19 protein-coding genes and 1 pseudogene are annotated in these 25,349 nt (G+C 29.3%); 1 reads left to right on the forward strand and 19 read right to left on the reverse strand.

The window, feature by feature from the left end; genetic code table 11:
- Window position 1: 1 nt before the first annotated feature.
- The 13 genes and pseudogenes from BTM21_RS08175 to BTM21_RS08235 all read right to left on the reverse strand — a co-directional run bounded on the left by BTM21_RS08175 (window position 2) and on the right by BTM21_RS08235 (window position 13,881).
- Entirely contained in the window at window positions 2-781 is a 780-nt protein-coding gene (locus BTM21_RS08175; protein WP_096145406.1) for a CheR family methyltransferase, read from the reverse strand.
- Window positions 782-789: 8 nt separating this feature from the next.
- Window positions 790-1,365 (reverse strand): annotated as a pseudogene (locus BTM21_RS08180) (CheB methylesterase domain-containing protein); the annotation flags it as partial.
- Between the two features lie 30 nt (window positions 1,366-1,395).
- Window positions 1,396-1,887, reverse strand: a complete 492-nt coding sequence (locus tag BTM21_RS08185; RefSeq protein ID WP_021875186.1) for a chemoreceptor glutamine deamidase CheD — start codon at window positions 1,885-1,887, stop codon at window positions 1,396-1,398.
- Window positions 1,888-1,892: 5 nt separating this feature from the next.
- Window positions 1,893-2,348, reverse strand: a complete 456-nt coding sequence (locus BTM21_RS08190; protein ID WP_021875185.1) for a chemotaxis protein CheW — start codon at window positions 2,346-2,348, stop codon at window positions 1,893-1,895.
- 10 nt (window positions 2,349-2,358) lie between these two features.
- Window positions 2,359-4,140 (reverse strand): DUF342 domain-containing protein, encoded by a 1,782-nt coding sequence (locus BTM21_RS08195; protein ID WP_021875184.1) that lies wholly within the window; start codon window positions 4,138-4,140, stop codon window positions 2,359-2,361.
- 64 nt (window positions 4,141-4,204) lie between these two features.
- Window positions 4,205-5,020 carry an aminotransferase class IV gene (locus BTM21_RS08200; RefSeq protein WP_021875183.1) on the reverse strand — a complete coding sequence of 272 codons (816 nt, stop codon included), beginning with the start codon at window positions 5,018-5,020 and terminating at the stop codon, window positions 4,205-4,207.
- A 13-nt stretch (window positions 5,021-5,033) separates the two neighbouring features.
- Window positions 5,034-5,672, reverse strand: coding sequence for an HAD-IB family hydrolase (locus tag BTM21_RS08205; RefSeq protein WP_021875182.1), 639 nt, complete (start codon window positions 5,670-5,672; stop codon window positions 5,034-5,036).
- Window positions 5,673-5,824: 152 nt separating this feature from the next.
- Window positions 5,825-7,018, reverse strand: a complete 1,194-nt coding sequence (locus tag BTM21_RS08210; RefSeq protein WP_021875181.1) for a pyridoxal phosphate-dependent aminotransferase — start codon at window positions 7,016-7,018, stop codon at window positions 5,825-5,827.
- A 15-nt stretch (window positions 7,019-7,033) separates the two neighbouring features.
- Entirely contained in the window at window positions 7,034-7,858 is an 825-nt protein-coding gene (locus BTM21_RS08215; RefSeq protein WP_021875180.1) for a PHP domain-containing protein, read from the reverse strand.
- Window positions 7,859-8,003: 145 nt separating this feature from the next.
- Window positions 8,004-8,357 carry a DUF1292 domain-containing protein gene (locus tag BTM21_RS08220; protein ID WP_021875179.1) on the reverse strand — a complete coding sequence of 118 codons (354 nt, stop codon included), beginning with the start codon at window positions 8,355-8,357 and terminating at the stop codon, window positions 8,004-8,006.
- A 152-nt stretch (window positions 8,358-8,509) separates the two neighbouring features.
- Complete coding sequence (gene nifJ, locus BTM21_RS08225) at window positions 8,510-12,016, reverse strand: pyruvate:ferredoxin (flavodoxin) oxidoreductase (RefSeq protein WP_021875178.1); 3,507 nt, start codon at window positions 12,014-12,016, stop codon at window positions 8,510-8,512.
- Between the two features lie 188 nt (window positions 12,017-12,204).
- Window positions 12,205-12,630: a flavodoxin gene (locus BTM21_RS08230; protein WP_021875177.1), complete on the reverse strand. Its 426-nt coding sequence runs from the start codon at window positions 12,628-12,630 to the stop codon at window positions 12,205-12,207.
- Between the two features lie 168 nt (window positions 12,631-12,798).
- On the reverse strand, window positions 12,799-13,881 hold the full coding sequence (locus BTM21_RS08235) for an undecaprenyldiphospho-muramoylpentapeptide beta-N-acetylglucosaminyltransferase (RefSeq protein ID WP_079481218.1): 1,083 nt from the start codon (window positions 13,879-13,881) through the stop codon (window positions 12,799-12,801).
- A 247-nt stretch (window positions 13,882-14,128) separates the two neighbouring features.
- Here BTM21_RS08235 and BTM21_RS08240 point away from each other — a divergent pair, with 247 nt between their 5' ends.
- Window positions 14,129-14,311 carry an alpha/beta-type small acid-soluble spore protein gene (locus tag BTM21_RS08240; protein WP_172000991.1) on the forward strand — a complete coding sequence of 61 codons (183 nt, stop codon included), beginning with the start codon at window positions 14,129-14,131 and terminating at the stop codon, window positions 14,309-14,311.
- 191 nt (window positions 14,312-14,502) lie between these two features.
- On the opposite strand, the gene recJ is transcribed toward BTM21_RS08240, so the two are convergent.
- The 6 genes from recJ to gdhA form a co-directional block, all read right to left on the reverse strand.
- A complete protein-coding gene (gene recJ / locus BTM21_RS08245) occupies window positions 14,503-16,269 on the reverse strand; it encodes a single-stranded-DNA-specific exonuclease RecJ (protein WP_079481217.1) in 1,767 nt (588 codons plus the stop codon).
- 194 nt (window positions 16,270-16,463) lie between these two features.
- Window positions 16,464-17,006, reverse strand: coding sequence for a DJ-1 family glyoxalase III (locus BTM21_RS08250; protein WP_021875173.1), 543 nt, complete (start codon window positions 17,004-17,006; stop codon window positions 16,464-16,466).
- A 22-nt stretch (window positions 17,007-17,028) separates the two neighbouring features.
- The gene (locus BTM21_RS08255) at window positions 17,029-19,941 is read right to left on the reverse strand and encodes a DNA topoisomerase IV subunit A (protein ID WP_021875172.1); all 2,913 of its coding nucleotides are present in this window, start codon (window positions 19,939-19,941) and stop codon (window positions 17,029-17,031) included.
- A gap of 24 nt (window positions 19,942-19,965) precedes the next feature.
- A complete protein-coding gene (locus tag BTM21_RS08260) occupies window positions 19,966-21,912 on the reverse strand; it encodes a DNA gyrase/topoisomerase IV subunit B (RefSeq protein ID WP_079481216.1) in 1,947 nt (648 codons plus the stop codon).
- A gap of 225 nt (window positions 21,913-22,137) precedes the next feature.
- Window positions 22,138-23,529 (reverse strand): glycosyltransferase family 2 protein, encoded by a 1,392-nt coding sequence (locus BTM21_RS08265; protein WP_079481215.1) that lies wholly within the window; start codon window positions 23,527-23,529, stop codon window positions 22,138-22,140.
- Window positions 23,530-23,839: 310 nt separating this feature from the next.
- Window positions 23,840-25,186 carry an NADP-specific glutamate dehydrogenase gene (gdhA, locus tag BTM21_RS08270; RefSeq protein WP_021875169.1) on the reverse strand — a complete coding sequence of 449 codons (1,347 nt, stop codon included), beginning with the start codon at window positions 25,184-25,186 and terminating at the stop codon, window positions 23,840-23,842.
- Between the last annotated feature and the right edge of the window lie 163 nt (window positions 25,187-25,349).

Below are 25,349 nucleotides of genomic sequence, written 5' to 3' on the forward strand. Positions count from 1 at the left end.
TTCAAATCCCCCCCTTACATTTTTTATATATAAATGTAGATACCTTTTCTAAACCATAGTCTCTATAATTATATATACTTTCAGTAGCTCCTATAAAAAGCAGACCACCCTTTTTAAGTGAATTACTAAATCTTTCAAATATTTGATTCTTCACGTCATTTTTAAAGTATATAACTACATTTCTACAAACTATAAGATCAAAATCTTTTTCATAAGTATCTACTATCAAATCATGATTCTTAAAAGTTATCATGGATTTTATACTAGGTTCTATAATATATTTATCTTCAACCTTTTTAAAATATTTGTTTATGTATTCTTTACTTACATTTTTTATTTCTGATGAATTATATTCACCTAATTTTGCTTTTCCTAAAATTGTCTTATCAATATCTGTTGCCAATATAGTATTTTTACCATAAGGATTTAATTCTTTTAAGATAATTCCTAAACTATATGGCTCACAACCTATGGAGCAAGCTGCACTCCAAACCTTTATTTTAGAATCTTTATTTAAAAGGTTATCTTTTACTGCTGTTTCTAATTGTTTAAATATTTCTGGATTTCTAAAAAACTCTGTAACATTAATAGTAATAAAATCTAAAAATCTTTCTCTTTGTTCTTTGTCTTTCGTTAGAATAGTTTTATACTCTTCTAATGATTTAACACCAATTCTAGACATTAAACTATTTATTCTTCTATTTAATTGTTCTGGCTTATACGCATTTAAATTCACTCCAAGTTCTTTAAAAACCCACTGATGAAAATCGTTAAAATCCATTCTTCCTCCTATACCTTATTTAATATATCTTTTATTTTTAAAGATATATCCTCTAAAGGTAATACAAAATCTACTGATCCAGTTTCATAAGTTGCTTTAGGCATTCCATATATAGTGCAAGTACTTTCGTCTTCTGATATAGTAAGACCTCCATTCTCTTTAACTACTACGGTTCCTTCTGCACCATCTTTCCCCATACCCGTTAGTATAACAGATATAGCTTTTTTCTTATATACTTTTGCTGCTGATTTAAATAATCTATCAACTGCAGGTCTTACTCCCCATAAAGGAGCTTCATCATTTAAATATATTTTATTATCTGATTCAACCTCCATGTGATATCCTCCTGGAGCTATATACGCAGTATTTTTTTCTAATTTTACTCCGTTATAAGCCTCTATAACTTTTATGTTACAGCACTTATCTAATCTTTCTGCGAATGATTTTGTAAATCCCTTTGGCATATGTTGAACTATTAAAATAGATACTCCTATATTACCCGGCAATTCTCTCAATACCTTTTCTATAGCCTTTGGTCCTCCTGTTGAAGCACCAATTAAAACCACTTCATATCTACTTATTTGTATTGTACCCACAAAAATCATTCACCCCCATTAAATTTCTTTTATATATGCCCCTACGCATCGAATCTTTACTAAGCCATTCTCTGCATCTAATATCATAGTTCTTCCCTTATTTCCTCCTACATCTTCAGAAATTAAGGAAATCCCTATTAAACTTATTACATTTTTTGTTGCTTCTATGTTTCTTTTTCCTACATCACTTATTATTTTTTTATCTGTAAAATTAAACATAGATGCTCCACCTGCTATTTTTGCAACTATATTTTTTTTAGCACATCCTGATTTTATCATTTTATCTAATAAAGCCGGTACTGCTAAATCAGCATATTTCATTGGATTTGTTATGCTTTTAAATTGAGTACTATCTGGAAGCATTATATGAACTAAACCTGCAATTTTCTTTGTTCTATCATAAAGTGCTATTCCGATACAAGAACCAAGTCCCATAGTAATTATACTTCCTGGAGCCGAGATAATTGAGTAATCTGCAATTCCAACTCTAACCTCATTCTTCTCTTGCATCAATTTCACCCCTGAAACAAAATCGCTTCCTCTTCTGTTGATAGTATTTTATCTAAATCTAACATAATTATTATATTGTCATTCTTCCTTATAAATCCTCTCATGTATTCTTTAGAAACTAATGAGGAAACTGCTTTAGGATTACTTATTTCATCTGTACCTATACTTAAAACTTCACTAACATTATCTACTAATATTCCAATCTTTCCAAATTTCTTTTTAACAACAATTATCTTTCTATCTGATGACTCACTACAATACTCTGTATTATTAGTAAATCTTTTAATTAAGCTTATTACTGGTAATATACCTTCTTCATAATCAATTACACCTTCTAAAAATTTAGGTGAATCTGGTAATTTAGTTGTCTTTTCTGCACCTAAGATTCTTTCGATTTCACTAATATCAGTTGCATAAAATTCATTCTGTAAATTAAATATAAGTATTTTCATTTCCTCCATATATATCCTCCTATAAAAGAAACTTTTCTATTTCAATCTCTCCATTTTTATTTAGATAAGCATGAATATTCTTTGAAGGTTTGTCCAAAACATATCTTCTATTACCAACTATGAACACAGTATTTTGATAAGCAACATCTGCATATATATGTCCTTTAGAATCTACTTCTAATTTTGTTGCAAATCCCGCTTCACTTCCAATAACTTTAGATTTAATTATGTTTTTAGCTTTAATATGTCCACCTCTACATATTGCGTTTCCATGAAGAAATTCTATATTGTTTAAACTATTTATATTAGATGCAAATATTCCTTTTCCAGTTATAAAAATATCTCCTGATGCCTCTATAGTTGATTCTTGAGCATACTCTATCTTTAAATCTACTGGTATGCTTAAGTTTTCTTTAAGCTTGTCTATCTCTTTTAATGCTTCATCTACTATTGGTTTTAGTTCACTATAATTAACTATTTTAGTAGGTGCAAGTCCTATTAATTTTGATTTTATAAGAGATATTACTTTAGAATTTCCATCTTCATCGTTTATTGTGCTGGATATAACACTAATGCATTGTCTATTAACTACTTTATATTTAGTATCTATTAACGTTTTAATTAACAATCCATCAGTTGCATTTTTATTTACAAGGTTTTTTTCTTTTAGAAACTTTAAATTAGCTATTATAGCATTTAAACTTTCTGCTAAGTCAGTTAAAGAAGTTATTCTTGACTCTTTTAGTAAATCTGTACTTCCTACTTTAATTTTAGAATTAACAATATTACCTAAAATAGTACTTTCTCCTTTAGCCTCTACTTTAGCTGAAAATACACCTTCACATAAATGCACTCCTTTTGCAGCTTTAACTTCCATACCTTCCGTAACTTTTCCTCTTACTTCTATAGCTCCAGCAAAATCGATATTTCCAGTAGAAATATCGATATCTTTATCAACTACATATATAGATTGAACAGTTATAATATTTCTAGCTATATTGGGTCTTCCGTTTTTAATTGCAATTATATTCCTATCTTTTAACGCACAGCCTTCTCCAATTTTATATTTAAACTTATTTTTCGGCTTCTTTAATATGGTCTTTCCAAAAACATCTATACCATCCTTACCTTCTTCTCCTTTTATAATTTCGGCCAAAATTTCTCCAGCTTTAATACTTGTTACATAATTTAAATTTTTATAATCTATATTTTTTAAAGAGTCTATATCTTTCTCTTCTTTTCTATTAAAATATATTTCTAATTTATCGTCTTGTGGATCTATAGGTTTTATCCCTTCAGCAATAATTAAATCTTGAATTTCATCATTTTCTTCTATTGAGTTTAAAATATCTTTGTTTATACCATAAATAATTTTATTATTTTTTAACTCTTGTAAAATTTCTAACTTTGAAACTTTCTTTGGAAGCTTTCCTTGTATTTTTTTAGTTTCTAAGCTAATTAAATTACTTTCCTCTGCATCAATTAACTTATATGTATTTCCTGGGATATAAGTTACAGTTAAATGTGCTTCGGTCTTATCTTTATTAGTTTTAATCTCTATAAGAGTTTCTCCTTCTTCCTCTTTCCCTTTAAATTCTATTTTATCAGTGCTTTTAACCTTCACACTATCAGTTATAAGTTTATTATTTATATATAGTTCCCCATTACTTGTTGGTATTATTTTTGCAAATTCACCTTCACCCAAAGGATCAATAACAATAAATTTTCCATTTTGTATTTCTACACTTCCATTAACGTTTTCATAAAGAAACATATAATTTTCTTCAGCCTTCATTTTCATAAATCCTCCTTAATATTATATACATAATCTGATATTCTTAAGTTTATTTTAAATACATGCCCAATTATATTTTTTTATTTTCTATATATTCTTTTATTAACTCATCAAATTTAATCTTTAGTATACTAATTATTTCGTTATTAATATCCATATCTATACCCCCAATTTTAGATATTGGTAATATCTTTGGTGAAGTTCCTGATATGAACATAGCTTGAAATTTATTCAATTCCTTATCTAAAACATTTTTTTCTTGTATATTTATATTATTTTTTCTTGCTATCTCTAATATTTTTTGTCTTGTTACTCCTGGTAGTACCTTTTCTGTCTTAGATGTAATTAGAGTATTATCTTTAATCATAAATATATTTGACTTACTTCCTTCTGTTATATATCCCTGATTATCAACTAGTATAGCTTCAAAAACCTTTGAACTCTCTATTTCTTCACTTACTTTCTTTCTAAAATCCGAATCTACTACTTTTGCATTTGGATTAACTCTCTCACCATAGTAAAGAATAGTTTCAACACCATTTGAATACATTTCTTTTGTAGGATAACTATGTTTAATAGAGTATACCTTCATAGTATCCGTTTTTATATCAAATGTTATCTTTATATTTCCCTCTTTTATTTTATTAGCTTTTATTAAACTAGTAGTAAACTCCTCTATTTTTTCATATGTATACATAAAACTTTTCTGCATATGATCGAAAGTATTTTTCATCCTGTCTATATGTTCTTCTAAAAATAGAGGGGTTCCATCTATTACTCTTAAAACCTCATAGATAATTCTTTCCTTTTCCTTAGTATCTTCAGTATAGTTTTCTATACTTTGCAGGTTCCCATCTTCTAAGTAAAACTCATTTATCGCTTCCATAAAGCACCTCCCATTAATTCCATTTTAATATTTCAAATTCGTGTTCTTTCTTATAATTTATTAAATACGGTTTGCCAACTAAATCTAATAAAGGTTTATCTGATAAAGAGTCTGAAAACATATAAGAATTCTTAAAATCTATATTTAAGTTTTCCTTTTTTAAAACTTCTTTTAGTCTCCTTACTTTCTCTTCCCCCTTACAATTAGCACCATCCATTTTTCTTATAAACTTACCTTCTTCAAATAAAAATCTAGTTCCTATAATCATATCAACGCTATCTATATTATATAGCTCTCTTAAATAAAATTCAGGAGAAGCTGATATCAAATAGACTTTATATCCTTGTTTCTTTAAATTCTTCATCATATTTAAAGCATCTTTATATATGATTTTACTTAATCTATCTTTATAAAACTCCTTAACTAGTAAAGCTAACTCACCTTCATCAATTCCATCGATAAATTTTAGAAATTTTTCCTTAACCATTCTTTCATCATATACTTTTGCCATATACATCACTCCACTATATAATGCTCTAGGAAGAAACTTAATATTTTTTTTATCTTTATATATCATATATTTATAAAGTTCCATTAAGGTCTCTTTTCTAGTTATTGTATAGTCTACATCAAATATTGCTAATTTATCCATGTTAATTCCTCCCTAATATATATCATATCTATTATATATTAAATTAATATAGGTGACCATTATATCACTAGGTTAATTTATTGATTTTTATTTAATTATTTAATTTAAAATGAATAAGGGTAGAAAACACTTATGATTTTCTACCCCAAATATTATTTGCATTTTTTAATAAAAGTTTCTATTCTATCTAATCCCTCTTTTATTATTTCCATTGATGTTGCATATGATAATCTAATATAATCATCTAATCCAAATGCTATACCTGGAATAACAGCTACCTTTTCAATTTCTAAAATTTCTGATGCAAAATCTAAAGAATTACTTATGATTTTCCCATTAACCTTTTTACCATAACATTCTTTTACATTTACCATAACATAAAAAGCCCCACTAGGTTTTATAATTGATATATTTTCTATTTCTGATATTCTATTAACCATATAATTTCGTCTTTTTTCAAATTCTATAACCATATCTTTTATTGTTTCTTGAGTTCCATTTAATGCTTCTATTGCTGCATATTGTGATATAGAATTAATATTTGAAGTCATATGACTTTGTATAGCACTCATAAGCTTTGCAATCTTTTGACTAGATGCTGAATAACCTATCCTCCATCCAGTCATAGCATAGGATTTTGAAAGACCATTTATAACTATAGTTCTTTCATACGCATCCTGTGATAATGATGCTATGCTTATATGAGTTTCATTATCATATATTAATTTCTCATATATCTCATCTGATATAATCATCAAATTATTTTTCTTTGCAAATTCAGCAATTTGAATAAGTTCATCTTTAGTATATATAGTTCCTGTTGGATTATTAGGACTATTTAAAACTATAGCTTTAGTCTTTTCTGTTACAACTTCATTTAAAGCCTCTAAAGTATATTTATAATTTGACTCTTCTTTATTTTGCACAAAAACTGGAATTCCTCCAGCTAACTTAACTAACTCTGGATAACTAACCCAATAAGGAGTGGGTATTATAACCTCATCACCTACATTTAATATAGCCATAAATGTATTAGCTAAACTTTGCTTTGCCCCTGTTGAAACTACTATTTGTGAAGGATCATATTTTAATCCATTATCTCTTTGAAATTTATCACAAATAGCTTCTCTAAGTTCTATTACCCCATTTGTTGGAGTATATTTTGTTTTCCCTTCCTCCATCGCTTTTATAGCTGCATCCATAATATTTTTAGGAGTATTAAAATCTGGTTCACCTGCTCCAAAACTTACTACATCAACACCTAAAGCTTTCAATTCCTTTGCCTTTGCCGTAATTGCAAGGGTAATTGATGGATTTATTTCTTGTGCTTTTTTTGATAATTTCATTATTTTTCCCCCATTTTATTTAGTCTTTAACTTATATATTTTATTAAGTAATAATTCATTTATACCATAACTACCTATACCTGTATCGTGAATTAATTCCTTACCATGATAATCGCTTCCACCTGAAATACAAATCTTATATTTTTTAGATAAGTTATAAAAATTATTAGTTTGACATTTGGTATGACTTGGATGATATACTTCTATTCCTTTTAAGCCGTAGCATTTCAAATCTTTTATAACATTTTCTACATCCATTCCTCTATATATCTGACCTGGATGAGCTAAAACAGCTATTCCTCCAGCTTCGCTTATTACCTCTATAGTTTTTTTGTAATCTAATTTAAATCCCTTTACATAAGCTGGCTTTCCTTTAACTAAAAATGAGGTGAAAGCAGTTTTGTAATTATCAAAATAACCTTTTTTAACCATAGCATTTGCTACGTGTCCTCTTCCTATAGTAGAATTTATATCAACTGCTAATTCTTCTAATGTTAAATGTATATCATTCTTTTTCAATTCATGTAAAATCTCTTCTATTCTATTTATTCTTGATTTATTTAGTTTATTCACTATACCCTTTAATGTTGAATTTTCAACATCAATAAAATATCCTAGAATATGAAGTTCTAACTCCTTATATTCAGTACTTAACTCAATGCCAGGAATAATAGTTATATCATCATATATATTTTTAGTTATATACTGAGACTTAATTGAATCATGATCCGTTATTGATATACATTTTACTTTATTTTTTTTTGCTATTCCAATAATCTCCTCTGGTGTCTTAGTTCCATCAGAATAATTTGAATGGATATGTAAGTCTGCATACTTCATATTTAAACACCTTATTCCTCTAAGTATATATTAAAAATATATCACTATTAAAATAAATTGACAACTAAAAATACTTTTTAACTTAAATAAGCTAAAATTTATATATTTTTATTTTAAATAAAAAAAAATGCCTTTCGGCATTTTTTTATTCGTTAGATAACTCTTCGCTATAGTATTTAGCAACCTTATCAAATTCTTCTTCATCTGGAACTATTAATTCTCCTGATTCAGTTGATCTAAATAAATAGAAAGAATCTTCTGTTGGGTTTTGAGCTAAAATATATTCATTTTCTTCATATTCAAAAGCATCTACGATTGGGCATGAAATTACATTGCCATTATCATCTTCTAAATCTACTACAAAATGTTCATGTTCGTGTTCTCCACAACCACATCCACCTTCATTATGATCATGGTTACATCCACAATCATGTCCTTCTGTATGACATCCACATGAATTTTCTTCATCGTGGCATCCACATTTATTTTCATTACACATATAAAAATCCTCCTTTATTATGTAGTCTTTTTCATTCTACCCCTAATTTGTATAAATTAAAAGTAATTTTTTAAAAAAAGTTCATTTTTAATTTTTATATATTATATTTTACATTAAAATAAGGGGCTTTAAGCCCCTTATTTGTATAAAAATTATTGTTCTGCTAATTTCTTGTATCCTGCTAATCTTTCTTTAGCATCTCTTTCAGTCTTTTCAAATAAAGCTTCTGCAGCTTCTGGGAATGCTTTTGCTAATGATGCATATCTTACTTCACCCATTAAGAATTCTCTAAAGTCAGTCTTTGGCTCTTTTGAATCTAATGAGAATGGATTCTTAGTTCCAACTAAAGTAGGATTGTATCTATATAATGCCCAGTATCCACAATCAACAGCTTTTTTAGCTTCTGCTTGGCTGTTACTCATACCAATCTTAATACCATGGCTTATACATGGAGCATAAGCAATGATTAATGATGGTCCATGATATGCTTCTGCTTCTGCTATTGCTTTAAGTGCTTGATTCTTATCAGCACCCATTGAAATTTGAGCAACATATACATATCCATAAGACATTGCCATCATTCCAAGGTCTTTCTTCTTAGTTCTCTTACCTGCAGCAGCAAACTTAGCTATAGCAGCAGTTGGAGTTGCTTTTGATGATTGACCACCTGTATTTGAGTAAATTTCTGTATCCATAACAAGAACATTTACGTCTTCTCCTGAAGCTAGAACATGATCTAATCCACCGTATCCGATGTCATAAGCCCATCCATCTCCTCCGAAGATCCATTGTGATCTCTTAACTAAGAAGTCTTTATCCTTTAATATTTCTTTAGCTAATTCTGAATTTACAGTTTCTAAAGCTGCAATTACTCTTTCAGCTCTATCTCTTGTTCCTTCTCCATTAGCCATATTTTCCATCCAATCATTAAGAACTGCTTTAACTTCTTCTGAAACTTCTGTTTCAAGCAATTCTTTCATATTGCTAGCTATTCTTTCTCTTATAGTTTCAACTCCTAAGAACATACCTAATCCAAATTCAGCATTATCTTCGAATAATGAATTAGCCCATGCTGGACCGTGTCCATTATGATTTACTGTATATGGAGTAGCTGGAACAGATCCACCCCAAATTGATGAACATCCAGTAGCATTAGCAACCATCATTCTATCTCCGAATAATTGAGTTACTAACTTAGCATATGGAGTTTCTCCACAACCTGCACAAGCTCCTGAGAATTCAAGTAATGGTTGCTCAAATTGGCTACCCTTAACTGTATTCTTGTTCATTGGGTTCTTCTTAGGTGAAACTTCTTTAACAGCATAATCCCAAGCAGCAATTTGTCCTTCTTGAGTATCTTGTGGCTTCATAATTAAAGCCTTGCCTGGTGCTGGACAAACTTGAGCACAGTTTCCACATCCTGTACAATCTAATGGAGTAACTCCCATTGTATAGAATAAAGGCTCTTCTGTTTTTAATGCCTTTGCAGCAACTATTCTCATACTTTCTGGTGCGTTATTTTTTTCTTCTTCTGTTAATAAGAATGGTCTAATTGCAGCATGAGGACAAACAAATGCACATTGATTACATTGAATACATTTATCTTCTTCCCATTCTGGTACGTTTATAGCAACGCCTCTCTTTTCATAAGCAGCAGTTCCTGCCATGAAAGTACCATCTTCCATTCCCTTGAATGCTGAAACTGGTAAATCAAATCCTTCTTGTCTGTTGATTGGTTCAACTATATTCTTAACGAATTCTGGTTTAGTTGGATCTTCAGCCTTAACTTCTTCAACCACATTTTTCCAGTCTGCTGGTACATCTATTCTTACAATAGATTCAACACCCTTATCAATTGCAGCGTAGTTCATGTTAACAACTTTTTCACCCTTCTTACCGTATGACTTAACAACAGCATCTTTTAGGTATTTAATTGCATCTTCAACTGGAATGATATTAGAAATCTTAAAGAATGCAGCTTGCATTATCATGTTGATTCTTCCACCAAGACCAATTTCTTGTGCTATCTTAACAGCATTTAAAGTATAGAATTCTATATTATTTTCAGCTATGAATTTCTTCATTGATGCTGGTAATTTTTCATCTACTTCTTCTGGGCTCCAGATAGTATTTAATAAGAACTTACCATTCTTCTTTAATCCATCTAAAACATTATATTTGTAAACATATGCTTGGTTGTGACAAGCTACGAAATCAGCTTTATCTATTAGATAAGGTGATTTAATTGGTTGCTTACCAAATCTTAAGTGAGATACTGTGATACCACCTGATTTCTTTGAGTCATAAGCAAAGTATCCTTGAGCATACATATCTGTATGGTCTCCGATAATTTTGATTGCACTCTTATTAGCTCCAACTGTTCCATCTGATCCAAGTCCCCAGAATTTACAAGCTTTTGTGCTATGAGGAGTTGCATCAACTTCAACTACATCTAATGAAGTATTTGTTATATCATCAACAATTCCTATAGTAAATCCGTTCTTTGGTTCAGCTTTTGTTAAGTTAGCATATACTCCAGCAATGTGTGATGGGTTTGGATCCTTTGAACCTAATCCATATCTACCACCAACTATAACAGGAGCATTTTCTTTTCCATAGAATGCATTCTTAACATCTAAGTATAAAGGTTCCCCAGCTGATCCTGGTTCTTTTGTTCTATCTAATACAGCTATAGACTTAACTGAAGCTGGTATTGTTTTTAATAATTTTTCTATTGAGAATGGTCTATAAAGTCTAACTTTAACTAAACCTACTTTTTCTCCATTTGCATTTAAGAAGTCAACAGTTTCTTCAATAACATCAATTGATGAACCCATTGATATTATTATTCTATCAGCATCTGGTGCTCCATAGTAATCGAAACAGTGATATTCTCTTCCTGTTAACTTAGTTATTTCAGCCATATATCCTTCTACGATTTCTGGTAATTCATCATAGAATCTATTTACTGACTCTCTAGTTTGGAAGTATATATCTGGATTTTGAGCTGTACCTCTTGTTACAGGATGATTTGGGCTTAAAGCATTATGTTTAAATGCTTCTAAAGCTTCATAATCAACTAAATCCTTTAATTCATCATATTCGATTACTTCTATTTTTTGAATTTCATGAGAAGTTCTGAATCCATCAAAGAAGTTCATGAAAGGTAATCTTGACTTAATTGCAGCTAAATGAGCAACTGCTGATAAGTCCATAACTTCTTGTACTGAACCTTCTGCTAGCATTGCAAAACCAGTTTGTCTTGCAGCCATTACGTCTTGATGATCTCCAAAAATATTTAATGATGAAGTAGCTAGCGCTCTAGCTGAAATATGGAATACTGTTGGAAGCATTTCCCCAGCAATCTTATACATGTTAGGAATCATTAATAATAATCCTTGTGATGCAGTATAAGTTGTTGTTAATGCACCAGCTTGTAGTGATCCATGAACTGCCCCTGCAGCTCCTGCCTCTGATTGCATTTCCATAACCTTAACTGTTTGACCGAATATATTCTTTCTACCTTGCGCAGCCCATTCATCAACGTGTTCAGCCATTGGTGATGATGGTGTTATTGGGAAAATAGCAGCTACATCTGTAAACGCATATGATATATGAGCAGCAGCTGTATTACCATCCATAGTTTTCATTTTTCTCATTATGTTTGACCTCTCTTCCTTTAATTTAATTTTACTTTTTAATAAATACGATTTTAGTATAACCAAAACCCATTATTATGATTTACAAAAACATAGTTTTTGTAAGAAAAAGATTCAATCAATGCACTTATGCTAAGCCCTTACCCCCTAAGTAAGTACTCTAACATTGGTCTCTATCCCCTAAAAATCTATTTAGTTAATTCCTCAGCAAGTCTAGCAGCCTCTAATAATTCTGCATCACTCGGTGATTCTTTAACGGCTAATTTGCCTACTACGTCAAAACCGTAGTCTTTCATTCTCTCAACCCAATCATCCATAAACTTTCCATCATCCCAACCATATGATCCAAATAATACTAGCTTCTTATGATTGTTTTGAATTAGTTTAAATTGGTTGATAAAAGGTTCCATTTCATGTTGCTCTATTCTATTGTTGTCCATTGATGGACTTCCAAATGCTACAGCATCTACATCTGTAACATCTTCAACAGTAGCATCAACAACATGTTTTATTGTAACTTCTGCCTGATTTCTTTGTGCACTTTCTGCTATTGCATTAGCAATAACCTCAACATTTCCCCCATTACTCCAGTAAATAATTGAAATTTTTTTCATAAAATAGCACCTCATTCTTTAAAATACGATTAATAGAATCTCGTTTTTTGGGCATATATTACCTAAATTTTACTTACTCTCTTATTATATACTAGTGTTATATTTTTGCAAGTTAGCAACGGTTCATATTAGGTCGATATACCTTAACCAAGGAAAAATAAGCTTATTTTACATATTTATCTCTATACTATTTAGTATTACTTCCAAAATCGCCTGTACACCGTTTTTCATATTGCTATTCTCCATATTTTTTACTAAATAGCTTCCCTTTTCCTTTAGCGCTTTTAATTTAATTAATAAATTATGTTTTTCCATCATTTCATCTTCATCTAATACTAAGGAATATCCTTCTTTTTCAAATGAATTTGCATTTAATATCTGGTCTCCTCTACTAATTTTCTTAGAAAGCGGAATTAATAATGTAGGCTTTTTAAGTGCTAACAACTCAAAGATAACATTTGCCCCCGCTCTTGAAATTATAAAGTCCGCTGCTTTAAGTAAATGAGGAAGATCCTCTTTAACATATTCAAATTGTCTATATCCTTTTATATTATTTAAATTTTTATCTAAATTCCCCTTACCACAAACATGTATTACATTAAACTCCTTTAATATTTCATTTAAATCTCGTCTAACCTCTTCATTGATACTCTTTGCGCCTAAGCTTCCACCTATTACTAATAAGATTTCTTTATTATCACTAAATCCACAAATCTCTTTACCTCTTAATTTACTCCCTTCTAATATTTCATGTCTTATTGGAGTTCCTGTAAGTACCCCCTTTCCATCTTTTATATACTTAAGACTTTCTCTAAAAGTTACACAAAGTTTATTACAAAATGGAGCTGATAGCTTATTTGCAAGACCTGGTGTTAAATCAGATTCATGAGAAACTACTGGTATTTTTTTCATTGATGCAGCTATCACAACAGGTACTGCCACAAATCCTCCCTTTGAAAAAATAACATCTGGCTTTTCTTTATTTAATATTTTCTTTGCTTCTAAGACACCTTTCATTACTTTAAAAGGGTCTGTAAAATTTTTAAAATCAAAATATCGTCTTAACTTTCCTGATGAAATTTCATAATATGGTATTTTAGCATCTCCTATTATTTCTTTTTCTATACCTGTTTTACTTCCTATATATTTTATTTCAAAACCTTTTTCCTTAAGTTTTGGAACTAAAGCTAAATTGGGTGTTACGTGTCCTGCTGTTCCTCCACCAGTCATAATAATTTTATATTTACTCATCTATTAATCCTCCTTAATATATCAAACAAAACTATTATCTTAAATAAATTATATGTATGTTCAAATACTTTCGTTAATTTACATTTCTATTTTATATATTATACATACTTATTAAATCATAATTTCCATTTTAAATCACTAATATTAATATTGTTATAGAAATTCTTTTCTTTAATTCCTTAACTTTCATATAATAATTTTTCTCTTTTTACACAAGCTATAATCATCAAATAAAAAGGAGGTGATTATCGTGGCATCATTAGTACCTGAAGCAAAGAATAGCTTAGCAAAATTCAAAAATGAAGTAGCTAACGAAATGGGTGTTCCATTTACAGATTATAATGGTAACCTTTCTTCAAAACAATGTGGATCTGTTGGTGGAGAAATGGTTAAAAGAATGGTAGAACAATATGAAAATGGAGTAAAGTAATCCATCTTCAGCAATAGTTTACTATTCCATATTGCAGTATAGAATTTTTTGCAATATAAAAAGAAATACCAATTAATGATATTTCTCTACTATTTAATCAATACTTAAATAAAATGGAATTATTTAAGTAAAGGGTACCTAAATGCAGGTACCCTTTTACAATTTCTCTTTCAAAACTATACCTAAATAATTTACTTAGAAACTCTATAATTACTTATAACTAACTGAACCTTCTTATTACCCATATATTCATTAATCTCAGGGAAGCAAATAACATCTAAATACACATCGTTAGGCTCTCCATTAAGAACTCTAGCATATTCATAGTCTCCAAATTCCCATTTCATAGTTTCTTCAAACTTTTCTATATCACCAAAATATATCCCCTCAATAACTAAGCCACCATCACTTAATTTAAGTTTAAGTACATTTCTATTTTTACCTAGTATTTTTACCTCTAATAACTTCAATTTTTTCATACCAAAGGTTGGTTTAGGGTTTGCTTTTCCATATGGTTCTAATAACGATATTTGATCTATTAATTCATAGTTTACTTTATTTAAAGGTAATCCCATATCAATTTGCACTTTGACCATAATATCTTCTTCTGTTAATGTAGTAACTTCATTTAGTCTATCCCTAAAAGCATCTATATTTTCAATAGGTATAGACATACCAGCAGCCATTGGATGTCCTCCAAACTTACCTAGGAGGTCCTTACATTTTAATAACTCCTCAAACATATTATATTCCTCTATTGATCTTCCAGAGCCTTTAGCACCATCATGAGCCTTTGTAAGAATAATCGTAGGAAGATTATATTTCTCTCTTATCCTACCTGCTATTATTCCTGCTATACTTTCATGGATATCATCTAAATATACCACTATGACTTTATTATCTTGCATTTTATTTTCTTCGATTATACGAATAGCCTTATCTACACCTTCTTTAGTTAACTCTTGTCTTTCTTTATTTAAATCATTTAATTTACATGCTAATTCTTTTGCTCTATTAACATCATTACTTAATAATAGTTCTAACGCCCAAAATGCTTGTTCAAGACGTCCTGACGCATTTATACTTGGTCCTATAACAAATCCAAGAGTGTATACAGTAATAGTCTTATCCTTAATACCAGTCTCTTCATACAATGCATTTAATCCTACATTAGTTGTATTATTTAACAACTCTAACCCTTTTGTAACTATTATTCTGTTTTCATCCACTAAATCTACAACATCACAAACTGTTGCTATAGCAACATATTGTAATAAATCAATTGCTTCATCTTTACTAATATTATTAAGTTTATATAATTCTTCTATAAATTTATAGGCTACCCCTGCACCACATAAACCCTTGAAATTATAATTGCAATCACTCTGTTTTGGATTAATAACTGCTAATGCCTCTGGCGTTACATATCTTCTCTCTCCATTCTCTTCAACAAATGGTATATCATGATGATCTGTTATAATAACTTCTATCCCTAATTCATTTGCCAACTTAACTTGGTCTATTGCCGCAATCCCATTATCACATGTAATTATAATATTTATTTTATCATTATAAGCCTTACGAATAATACTTTCATTAATTCCATATCCTTCTTTTATTCTATCTGGGATATGATACGAAACATTTGCTCCACATCGACTTAATGCTTTATATAGAATAAATGAACTTATGACGCCGTCCACATCATAATCACCTACTATTAATATTTTATTATTTTCTTTGATATGATCATGTATTCTTTGCACTGCCTTAATTAAATCTTTCATTTTAGATGATTCATGAAAATCTCTAATATCCACATTTAAAAACTTTTTTATATCTTCTATCTTATATATCCCTCTATTAACCAATAACTTTGCTACAACTTCGTTTATATTACATTGTTCTGAGATAGCCTTATAATTACTTTTTATATTTTTTATCATCCATTTTTCCATATAATTCCTCAAACTTAATCTAAAATCACTCTCTATGCTACTTTTTAAAACTATATATTTTACTAAACTTGGTTGTTAATACTCTTATTTAAACTAAGTTATATTTTAAATAAATATAAAATAAAATTAGAGTTAATTATTTAATTAACCCTAATCTTAAATATACTCTTTATATTCCCCGAAAACTTCTTATGCTAGATAAATAACATTCCTCTTTTAATTTCATCTACTTTTTCTGGCTTAACTTTACTTAATATCTCAAAAGCAAAAGGAATAGCTGCTGCTGGACCTCTTCCTGTTATTATATTATTGTCAACAACAACTAATTCATTCTTATAGTTGCATTCACCAAGTTCTGTTTCAAAACCAGGATAACAAGTTATATTTTTACCTGTAGTTATTCCTGCTTTTCCTAGAGCAATAGGGGCTGCACAAATCGCACATACAAATTTACCTTTTTTATAAAATTCTTTTATTAATGATATAACTTTTTTATTATCTCTTAGGCTTGTAGACCCTGGTATTCCACCTGGTAAAACTAATATATCATATTCATTTATTTCATTATTTTCTATATTATTATCTGCTATTACCTTAACTTTATGAGATGTTGTAACCTCTAAATCTTTTAACGCAAAAGTATTGCAAGTTACATCTGCTCTTCTTAAAACATCAACAACTGTTAAAGCTTCTATTGTTTCAAACCCATCGGCTAATAAAATTGCTACTTTTTTCATAATTCTTTCTCCCTTATACTTCTTAATTATATAAAACTTCCTTTAATTCATCATCTAAGCCTATCATCAAGGCACTACTACCTCTACCAGCTCTATTTTGAAGTTTTATTTCCTCAATCTCTAATTCTTTTTTATTCTTACTTTTAGATATAAGTGTTAATTTTATATGTGACATAATCGCTATTTCATTTTCATTATTTGTATGATTATTTACAAATACTCTACCAAAAATAACTTCATCATCCTCTTTTAGGCTTATTCCAGTAACACCTGAAGCTACTTTCCCCATTGGATTCACATTTTCTGTAGAAAATTTTATTGCCATAGCTTTTTTAGTTACCATAATTACTTCAGCATTAGTTTTATCACAAATATCTACAGAAATAACTTCGTCTTTATCATGTTTAAATTTATAAGCTATTTGTGATGAATAGTTTCCTTCAAATTCTTTTAATAAAGTTTTCTTAATCATACCTTTTTTAGTAAAGAAATATACATACTTATTATCTATGAAGTTAATTACTGAAGATATCTTTATTACAGATTCTCCTGGTAACATACCATCTACTATATTACTTAAAATTATATCACCTTTATTAACATTTTGAAGTAGAAATGCTGAAATTTTATATACACTTCCCTTATTAGTAAACATTAATATATCACTTTTTGAATCGGTATTAACTTTAAGTGCGTCTTGTTTTCTTACTTTCCCTATACTTTTAATAATTCCCTTCGAATTTATTCCTATAGAGAACTCTAAAAACTCCATCTCATTAGTATATTCTACATTTAAAATTTCGTCCTTTGATGATAAATTAAATATTTGTAGCGGAAGAATATTTCTTGGTTGATCTTCAAGTTCTGGTATTTCTAAACTAAAGTTTAATCCATTTTTAGTTTCAACCTTTAAAAAATCTTTTTCTTCCTCTTCATTAAATAAATCTACACGAATAACTTCTTCCCCATCTTTCATTTTCAATGCTTGTAGTTTTGTATATGAAGTACTAAATTTATCTAAAGAACTTTTCTTTATACAACCCTTTGAAGTAATAAATTGAATATATTTATTTGGATGTAAGCTATTTACAGAAATCACATTAACTATAGTTTCTTGTTCTAAGTTTAATGTTTTTATTAAGCTATCTAACCTTTCTCCTTTTTCTTTCCATTTACCTTCTGGTATATTTATTCCTTTTATTTGATACATATTACCAGCATTAGTAAATACCAATAGATTTTCAATAGTATTAGATTTAACTAAAAACTTCAGTTCATCTCCTTCTCTATACTCAATATCTTCAATTTTCCCATTAGATCTATTATATGTTTTAAGAGGAATTCTTTTTACAAATCCATCTTTTGATATTGTAACCATAACATCTTCAACTACTATAAGTTCTTCAAGATCTATTTTGGCTTCGCTATCATCTTCTATAATAGCTGTCCTTCTTGGATTTTCAAATTTAGATGTTATCTCTTTAAGTTCAGTTTTTATAACTTTTAAAAGTTCTCTTTCGTCATCTAATATTTTCTTTAATCTTTTTATAGTTTTTTCTAATTCATTATATTCCTTTTGGAATACTTTTATTTCTAAACCAGTTAATCTATAAAGCATTAATTCTAATATTGCCTCTGCTTGTATATCCGTAAATCCAAATTTATTCATAAGATTCATAGCTGCATCTTTTTTTGATTTAGATTCTCTAATAGTTTTTATTACTTCATCTAAAACATCTATAGCTTTTATAAATCCTTCTACAATATGAAATCTCTTCTCAGCTATCTGTAATTCCCTAACAGTTCTTCTTGTAACAATTTCCTTTTGATGATTAACATAGTGTTCAATTATTGTCTTAAGACCCATTGTTTGTGGTTTACCATCTGCTAATGCAACCATATTAAAGCTTATGTTACATTGTAAGTCAGTCTTTTTAAATAGATACTTTAATATCTTATCTGCTCCATCTTCATCTATTGCTTTTTTAAGCTCAATAACTGCTCTTACTCCATTTCTATCAGATTCATCTCTTATATCAATTATAGCTTCTAATGCTTTTGAATGTCTTTTATCTCCAGTCATTTCTGAAATAGTTTGAAGTAACTTAGCTTTATTTCTTCTATATGGGAATTCAGTTATAACTATTCCTATTCTTCCATTTTCTAATTTTTCAATACTAGTTTTAGCTCTTAATGTAACCTTACCTTCTCCTGTTTCGTAAGCAGAAAGTAATGAATTTTTCCCTATAAGTATTCCGCCTGTTGGTAGGTCTGGACCTTTTATATACTTCATTAAATCCTTCGTTGTAACTTCTGGATTGTCTATATATGAGAGCACACCATCTGTTACCTCACCTAAATTATGAGGTGGTATGTTAGTTGCAAGTCCTACAGCTATTCCAAAAGCACCATTTACTAAAAGGTTTGGATATCTACTTGGCAATACCTTTGGTTCTAACTCACTATCCGAATAGTTAGGAACCATATCTACAGTTTCTTTATCTATATCTCTAAGCATTTCCATTGCAATTGGTGCAAGTCTTGCTTCTGTATATCTCATAGCTGCTGCGCCATCTCCATCCATAGATCCCCAGTTACCATGTCCGTCTATAAGTGGTTCTCTTGTGGAGAAATTTTGAGCCATAATTACCATAGCATCATAAACCGAACTATCTCCATGTGGATGGAACTTACCTAAAATATCTCCAACTATTCTAGCTGATTTATAATAAGGTCTATCTGGATAGGCCTTTAAAAGATATGCTCCATATAGTATTCTCCTATGAACAGGCTTTAATCCATCTCTTACATCTGGAAGAGCTCTATCTTTTGCTACTTCTATTGCATAAGGAAGATAGTTATCTGGCATTGCCTCTTCTATAGGAATTCTAATAATATTATTATCCCTAGGTATATCATTAACTTTCTTTGCCATAATATTTCTCCATTCTATTCAAAATTAAAATTCACCATACTTATACATATAATTTTTTCTAGGTTCAACTATATCTCCCATCAATAATGAAACCATTTTTTCTGCTTTAGCTGCATCTTCTATAGTAACTTGAAGTAAAGTTCTTGTAGAAGGGTTTAGTGTTGTATCCCATAATTGTTCTGGATTCATTTCTCCTAATCCTTTATATCTTTGTATAAGAGCACCTTTTCCAATTTCTTTTTTAACTTTTTCTAATTCTTCATCACTATAAGCGTACTTAGAAATCTCTCCATTTTTTGTGTTTCTATAAACTTTATATAATGGAGGTTGAGCTAAATAAAGATGTCCATTTGCTATAAGCGGTCTCATATATCTGTAAATGTAAGTCATCCATAAAGTTCTTATATGATATCCATCTACATCTGCATCACTCATTATTATTATTTTATCGTATTTTAAATCTTCTTCTTTGTAATTATCTAAAGTTCCTGTTCCAATTGCAGTATTGAATATTTTTAATTCCTCTGATGCTAAAACATTTTCTAGTTTTTGCTTTTCAGTATTCATTATTTTTCCTTTAGATGGCATTATAGTTTGGAATCTTCTATCTCTTGCCTGCTTAGCTGATCCTCCAGCAGAATCTCCTTCCACTACTATAAATTCATTAACAGTATTATCTTTTAATGTACATACTGCAACCTTACCTGCAAGAGGAGCTGTACCTTTACCAACCTTTTTCTTTTCAGCATCATTTATTTTCTTTATTTTTTCTCTTCTTTGTGCTGCTTGAAGTGCATTATTTATTATCATAGTTGCTACTTCTTTATTATCCTCTATCCATTCACCAAACTTTGTGTAGGCTAAATCATTCATCATTGTGTACGCTTCTGTACTGCCTAATTTAGTTTTGGTTTGTCCTTCAAATACTGGATTAGTTATTTTTATTCTTACTATAGCAGTCATACCTTCTCTTAGGTCATCACCTTCAAAGTCCTTGTCTTTTTCTTTTAAAATGCCTAGCTTCTTAGCACCTTCTTTAAATGCTCTAGTCATACCAGTCTTAAAACCTGTTTCATGTGTTCCAGCTTCTGTAGTTGGTATATTGTTAACATAACTTGCTATATATTCTGTTGTAGAATCAGTAAATTGTATACATACTTCTCCAAACATTTGAGTTGCTTCAAGACTTCTTTCACCTTCAAAGAAAATTGGATTTGGATGTAATGTAGTTTTACTTTCATTTAAATAATCTATAAAATCTAATAACCCTCTTTCAGAATAATATTCTTTTACTATTTCTTCTTTTCTTCTATCTATTAGTTCTAAATGTATTCCTTTATTTTGAAAAGCTAGTTCTTGTAATCTCTCATCTATTACATCAAATTTAAAATCTACTGTTGAAAAGACATCTTTATCTGGCATAAAAGTAACTCTTGTGCCATTCTCTTTAGATTTTCCGATTATCTCTAATTTACCTACTGCTGTTCCAGGCATATCTTTTTTCAATTCTTTATCGTAACAATATTCAAATCTTTGTTTGTATATATTACCATTTTGATGAACTTCTACTTCTAGCCATTTTGAAAGAGCATTTACAACTGCTGCCCCAACTCCATGTAATCCACCAGATGTCTTGTAGTTCTTATTATCAAACTTTCCTCCAGTGTGTAATTCGGTAAATACCATCTCCACACCAGATTTTTTCTTTATAGGATGAATTCCTGTAGGAATCCCTCTTCCATTATCTATAACAGTAATACTTTTATCTTTATTTATAATTATAGTCGCTTTATCACCATATCCATTAGATATCTCATCTATGGCATTATCTAATATTTCCCAAATGCAATGATGTAATCCCTTACTTCCCGTAGACCCTATATACATACCTGGTCTCACTCTTACAGGCTCTAATTTCTCTAGGGATGTCAAATCTGTAACATCATATCCCTTAATTAAATCATCACTCATTCTAACCTCCAAAATTAACTTGCCAATTTAAGGTACACATACTACTTTAAAATTTATCTTTTAAATTATAATTTTCTCAAAGTTCATACCTTATATACAATCTTTATAATTTTATCATAATTAATGTTTCTTTTAAAATATAATAGTTTTAAAGAAATTTGTCAAACATTTGTTCTTTATAGGTTCATATCATAAAATAAAAAACCAGCGAATACGCTGGTTTTTTTATACATCACAAATTTCTATACTTCTAACATGCTTTGTAGGGTTCCACTCTTTGTTGTTTTTCTTTAACATACCTTGTATTGTTATAGGTATCCAAGTTAAAGTATATACAGCATATAATAAGAATCTAAATAGTAAAATTAAATTCTTCTTTCCTAAGAACAACCACGTAGCTAATAAAAATGCTGCATTATATACTATATTAGCTAATACATATAAAGCTAAACTGTTAGAATTTCCAAGTATCATTGGTAAAACAAATACACTTAATGAATAAAATAATATCATACCAAAGAAACCTGTTGATATTTTCTTATCTAATTTCATAATTAATGGTGTTATTAAGAATTGCATTACCGCTAATACCTTAAATAAAACATCTCCAAATAAATAACTTATTAGGAATATATTTAATCCATCTGAACTAACAATTTGGAGTACTGATAGTAGTAATGAAATACCTAACATTAATGTTAAGAAAGGTTGTATTACATATAGAGCACAGTCTAAAACAAACCATTTTCTTTCTTTTAAACCCTTCTTTATAAGTTTAAAGAAATATCTTGATGCAACATCTGTAAATCCTTGCATCCATCTTCTTCTTTGAACCCATGATTGCTTTAATGTTAATGGTTTTTCATCATAAATTATAGCATCATGTGCCCAACCTACTTTTTCACCATTTAAAACTAGCTTACATGAAAATTCTAAGTCTTCAGTTAAGCATGTTGCACCCCAACCAAGTTCTTGAAGAACTTCTGTATCTATTGCAAATCCAGTTCCACCGATTTGGTTAGATAATCCAACATTAGCTCTTGCTAATTGATACATTCTATTTTGTGACCAAAACGCTATAGAATATGATGTTGCAATCCAAGAATCATTTGGATTTTTACTATCTATATAACCTTGTACTACTTTATATCCTTCTAGCATTTTTGAGTTTATTTCCTTACACCAATCTTTTGATACTAAGTTGTCAGCATCAAAAATAGCTATGGCATCATACTTCTTCTTCATTTTGAATAACTTTGCAAACATCCATTCTAATGCAAAGCCTTTACCTCTTTGCTCATCATTGAATCTTTCATAGACATTTACACCATATTTTCTTGCTACTTTTGCAGTATTATCAGTACAATTATCAGCAATTATGAATATATCTATAAGTTCCTTTGGATAATCCTGATTTAGCATACTCTCTATTAATTTTCCTATTACAACTTCTTCATTGTGAGCTGCAACAATCATAGCAAATTTCTTTTCAGCATTATAGTTCTTTTTTTCATCTTTTCTTTTTAATCCCATAAAAGCAAGAATAAAATAATACATCGTAATTACAAAGACGAATATTTGAAAAACCGCTGTAACTGAAAAAATTATATCACCCATTACATCCACTCCTATAAATTTAAAGGACTATAAAATTTGTTAAAATATATTAGTGTCCTTCTTTACATCCTTTTTAATATATTCCATCGCATTTAAAAAATCAAGTGTGAAATCTTAATATTTAATTAAGTTTGCAATTTAAACATTTACATAGAGATATTTCTATTAATATATTATCCTTATGTAAATCTATTTATAATCTTTTTTTGGTTTTTAATAAAATTTTATTTGAAATTAAAATACACTTATCACAATAAATATGATAAGTGTATAAATAAAACTCAAAATAGGGGTTACTATTTTTGAGGTTTTAAACTATTCCTTGTGCCATCATAGCCTCAGCAACTTTCATAAATCCTGCAACATTTGCTCCAAGAAGAATATTTCCAGGTTCTCCACATTCTTCAGCTGCATTCTTTGAATTTTTATATATATTAACCATTATATTTTGTAGTTTTTCATCCACTTCTTCAAATGTCCATGATAATCTCATACTATTTTGTGACATTTCTAAAGCTGAACATGCAACTCCCCCTGCATTAGCAGCCTTTGCTGGTCCAAACATAATTGAAGCTTTTTGTAATATTTCAATAGCTTCTAATGTTGTTGGCATATTTGCACCTTCTGAAACAGCTAAAGTTCCATTCTCCACTAAAAGTTTAGCAGAATCTGCATCTATTTCTCCTTGAGTTGCACATGGAAGAGCTATATCACATTTTATTGACCAAATTCCTCTACAACCTTCAAAATATTTAGCAGTTGGAACTTTGTCTATATATTCTTTGATTCTACCTCTTCTTATTTCTTTTATTTCTTTAACTACATCTAAATTAATTCCATTTTCATCGTATATATATCCATTTGAATCGCTTAAAGCAACAACTTTAGCTCCAAGTTCTGTTGCTTTCTTAGTAGCATATATAGCAACATTACCTGATCCTGATATAACTACTGTTTTTCCCGAAAAGCTTAATCCATTATCTTTTAGCATCTCTTCTGTAAAATAAACTAAACCATATCCTGTAGCTTCTGTTCTTGTTAAACTACCACCATAAGTAAGTCCTTTTCCAGTTAAAACTCCTTGTTCATTAGCTCCTCTTAATTTTTTATAATATCCATATAAATATCCTATCTCTCTTCCACTAACACCTATATCTCCTGCTGGAACATCTATATTAGGACCTATATGTCTATATAACTCTGCCATAAAACTTTGACAGAATCTCATAACTTCCATATCTGATTTTCCTTTTGGATCAAAGTCTGAACCACCTTTTCCTCCTCCTATAGGAAGTCCTGTTAATGAATTTTTAAATATTTGTTCAAATCCTAAAAATTTAATTATGCTTTGATTTACTGATGGATGAAATCTAAGACCACCCTTATATGGGCCTATTGCACTATTAAATTGAATTCTAAATCCTCTATTTACTTGAACATTTCCTTTATCATCTATCCATGGCACTCTAAAAAATATTTGTCTTTCTGGTTCAACAATTCTTTCTAAAATACCTGCCTTTATATACTCTTCATGTTTTTCAAATACTGGAACTAAAGAATTTAGCACTTCTGTTATCGCATCTAAAAATTCAACTTCTCCTGAATTTCTTTTTCTTACTTGTTCTAGAACGCTATCTACATATTCTCTGCCGTTCATATTTCCATCTCCTTCATTCTCTAATTATTTATATAATACAATACACGACAATAAATTGCTATATTTTTTCGAAATATCTGATTTTTTTAATAATTACTTATAATACCATGTATATTTTTAACAATTTATTATGTAGCAAACCTTTTCATGCTTTTCAAATTAT

It is taken from the genome of Clostridium chauvoei (assembly GCF_002327185.1).
GTDB classification, from domain to species: Bacteria; Bacillota; Clostridia; order Clostridiales; family Clostridiaceae; genus Clostridium; species Clostridium chauvoei.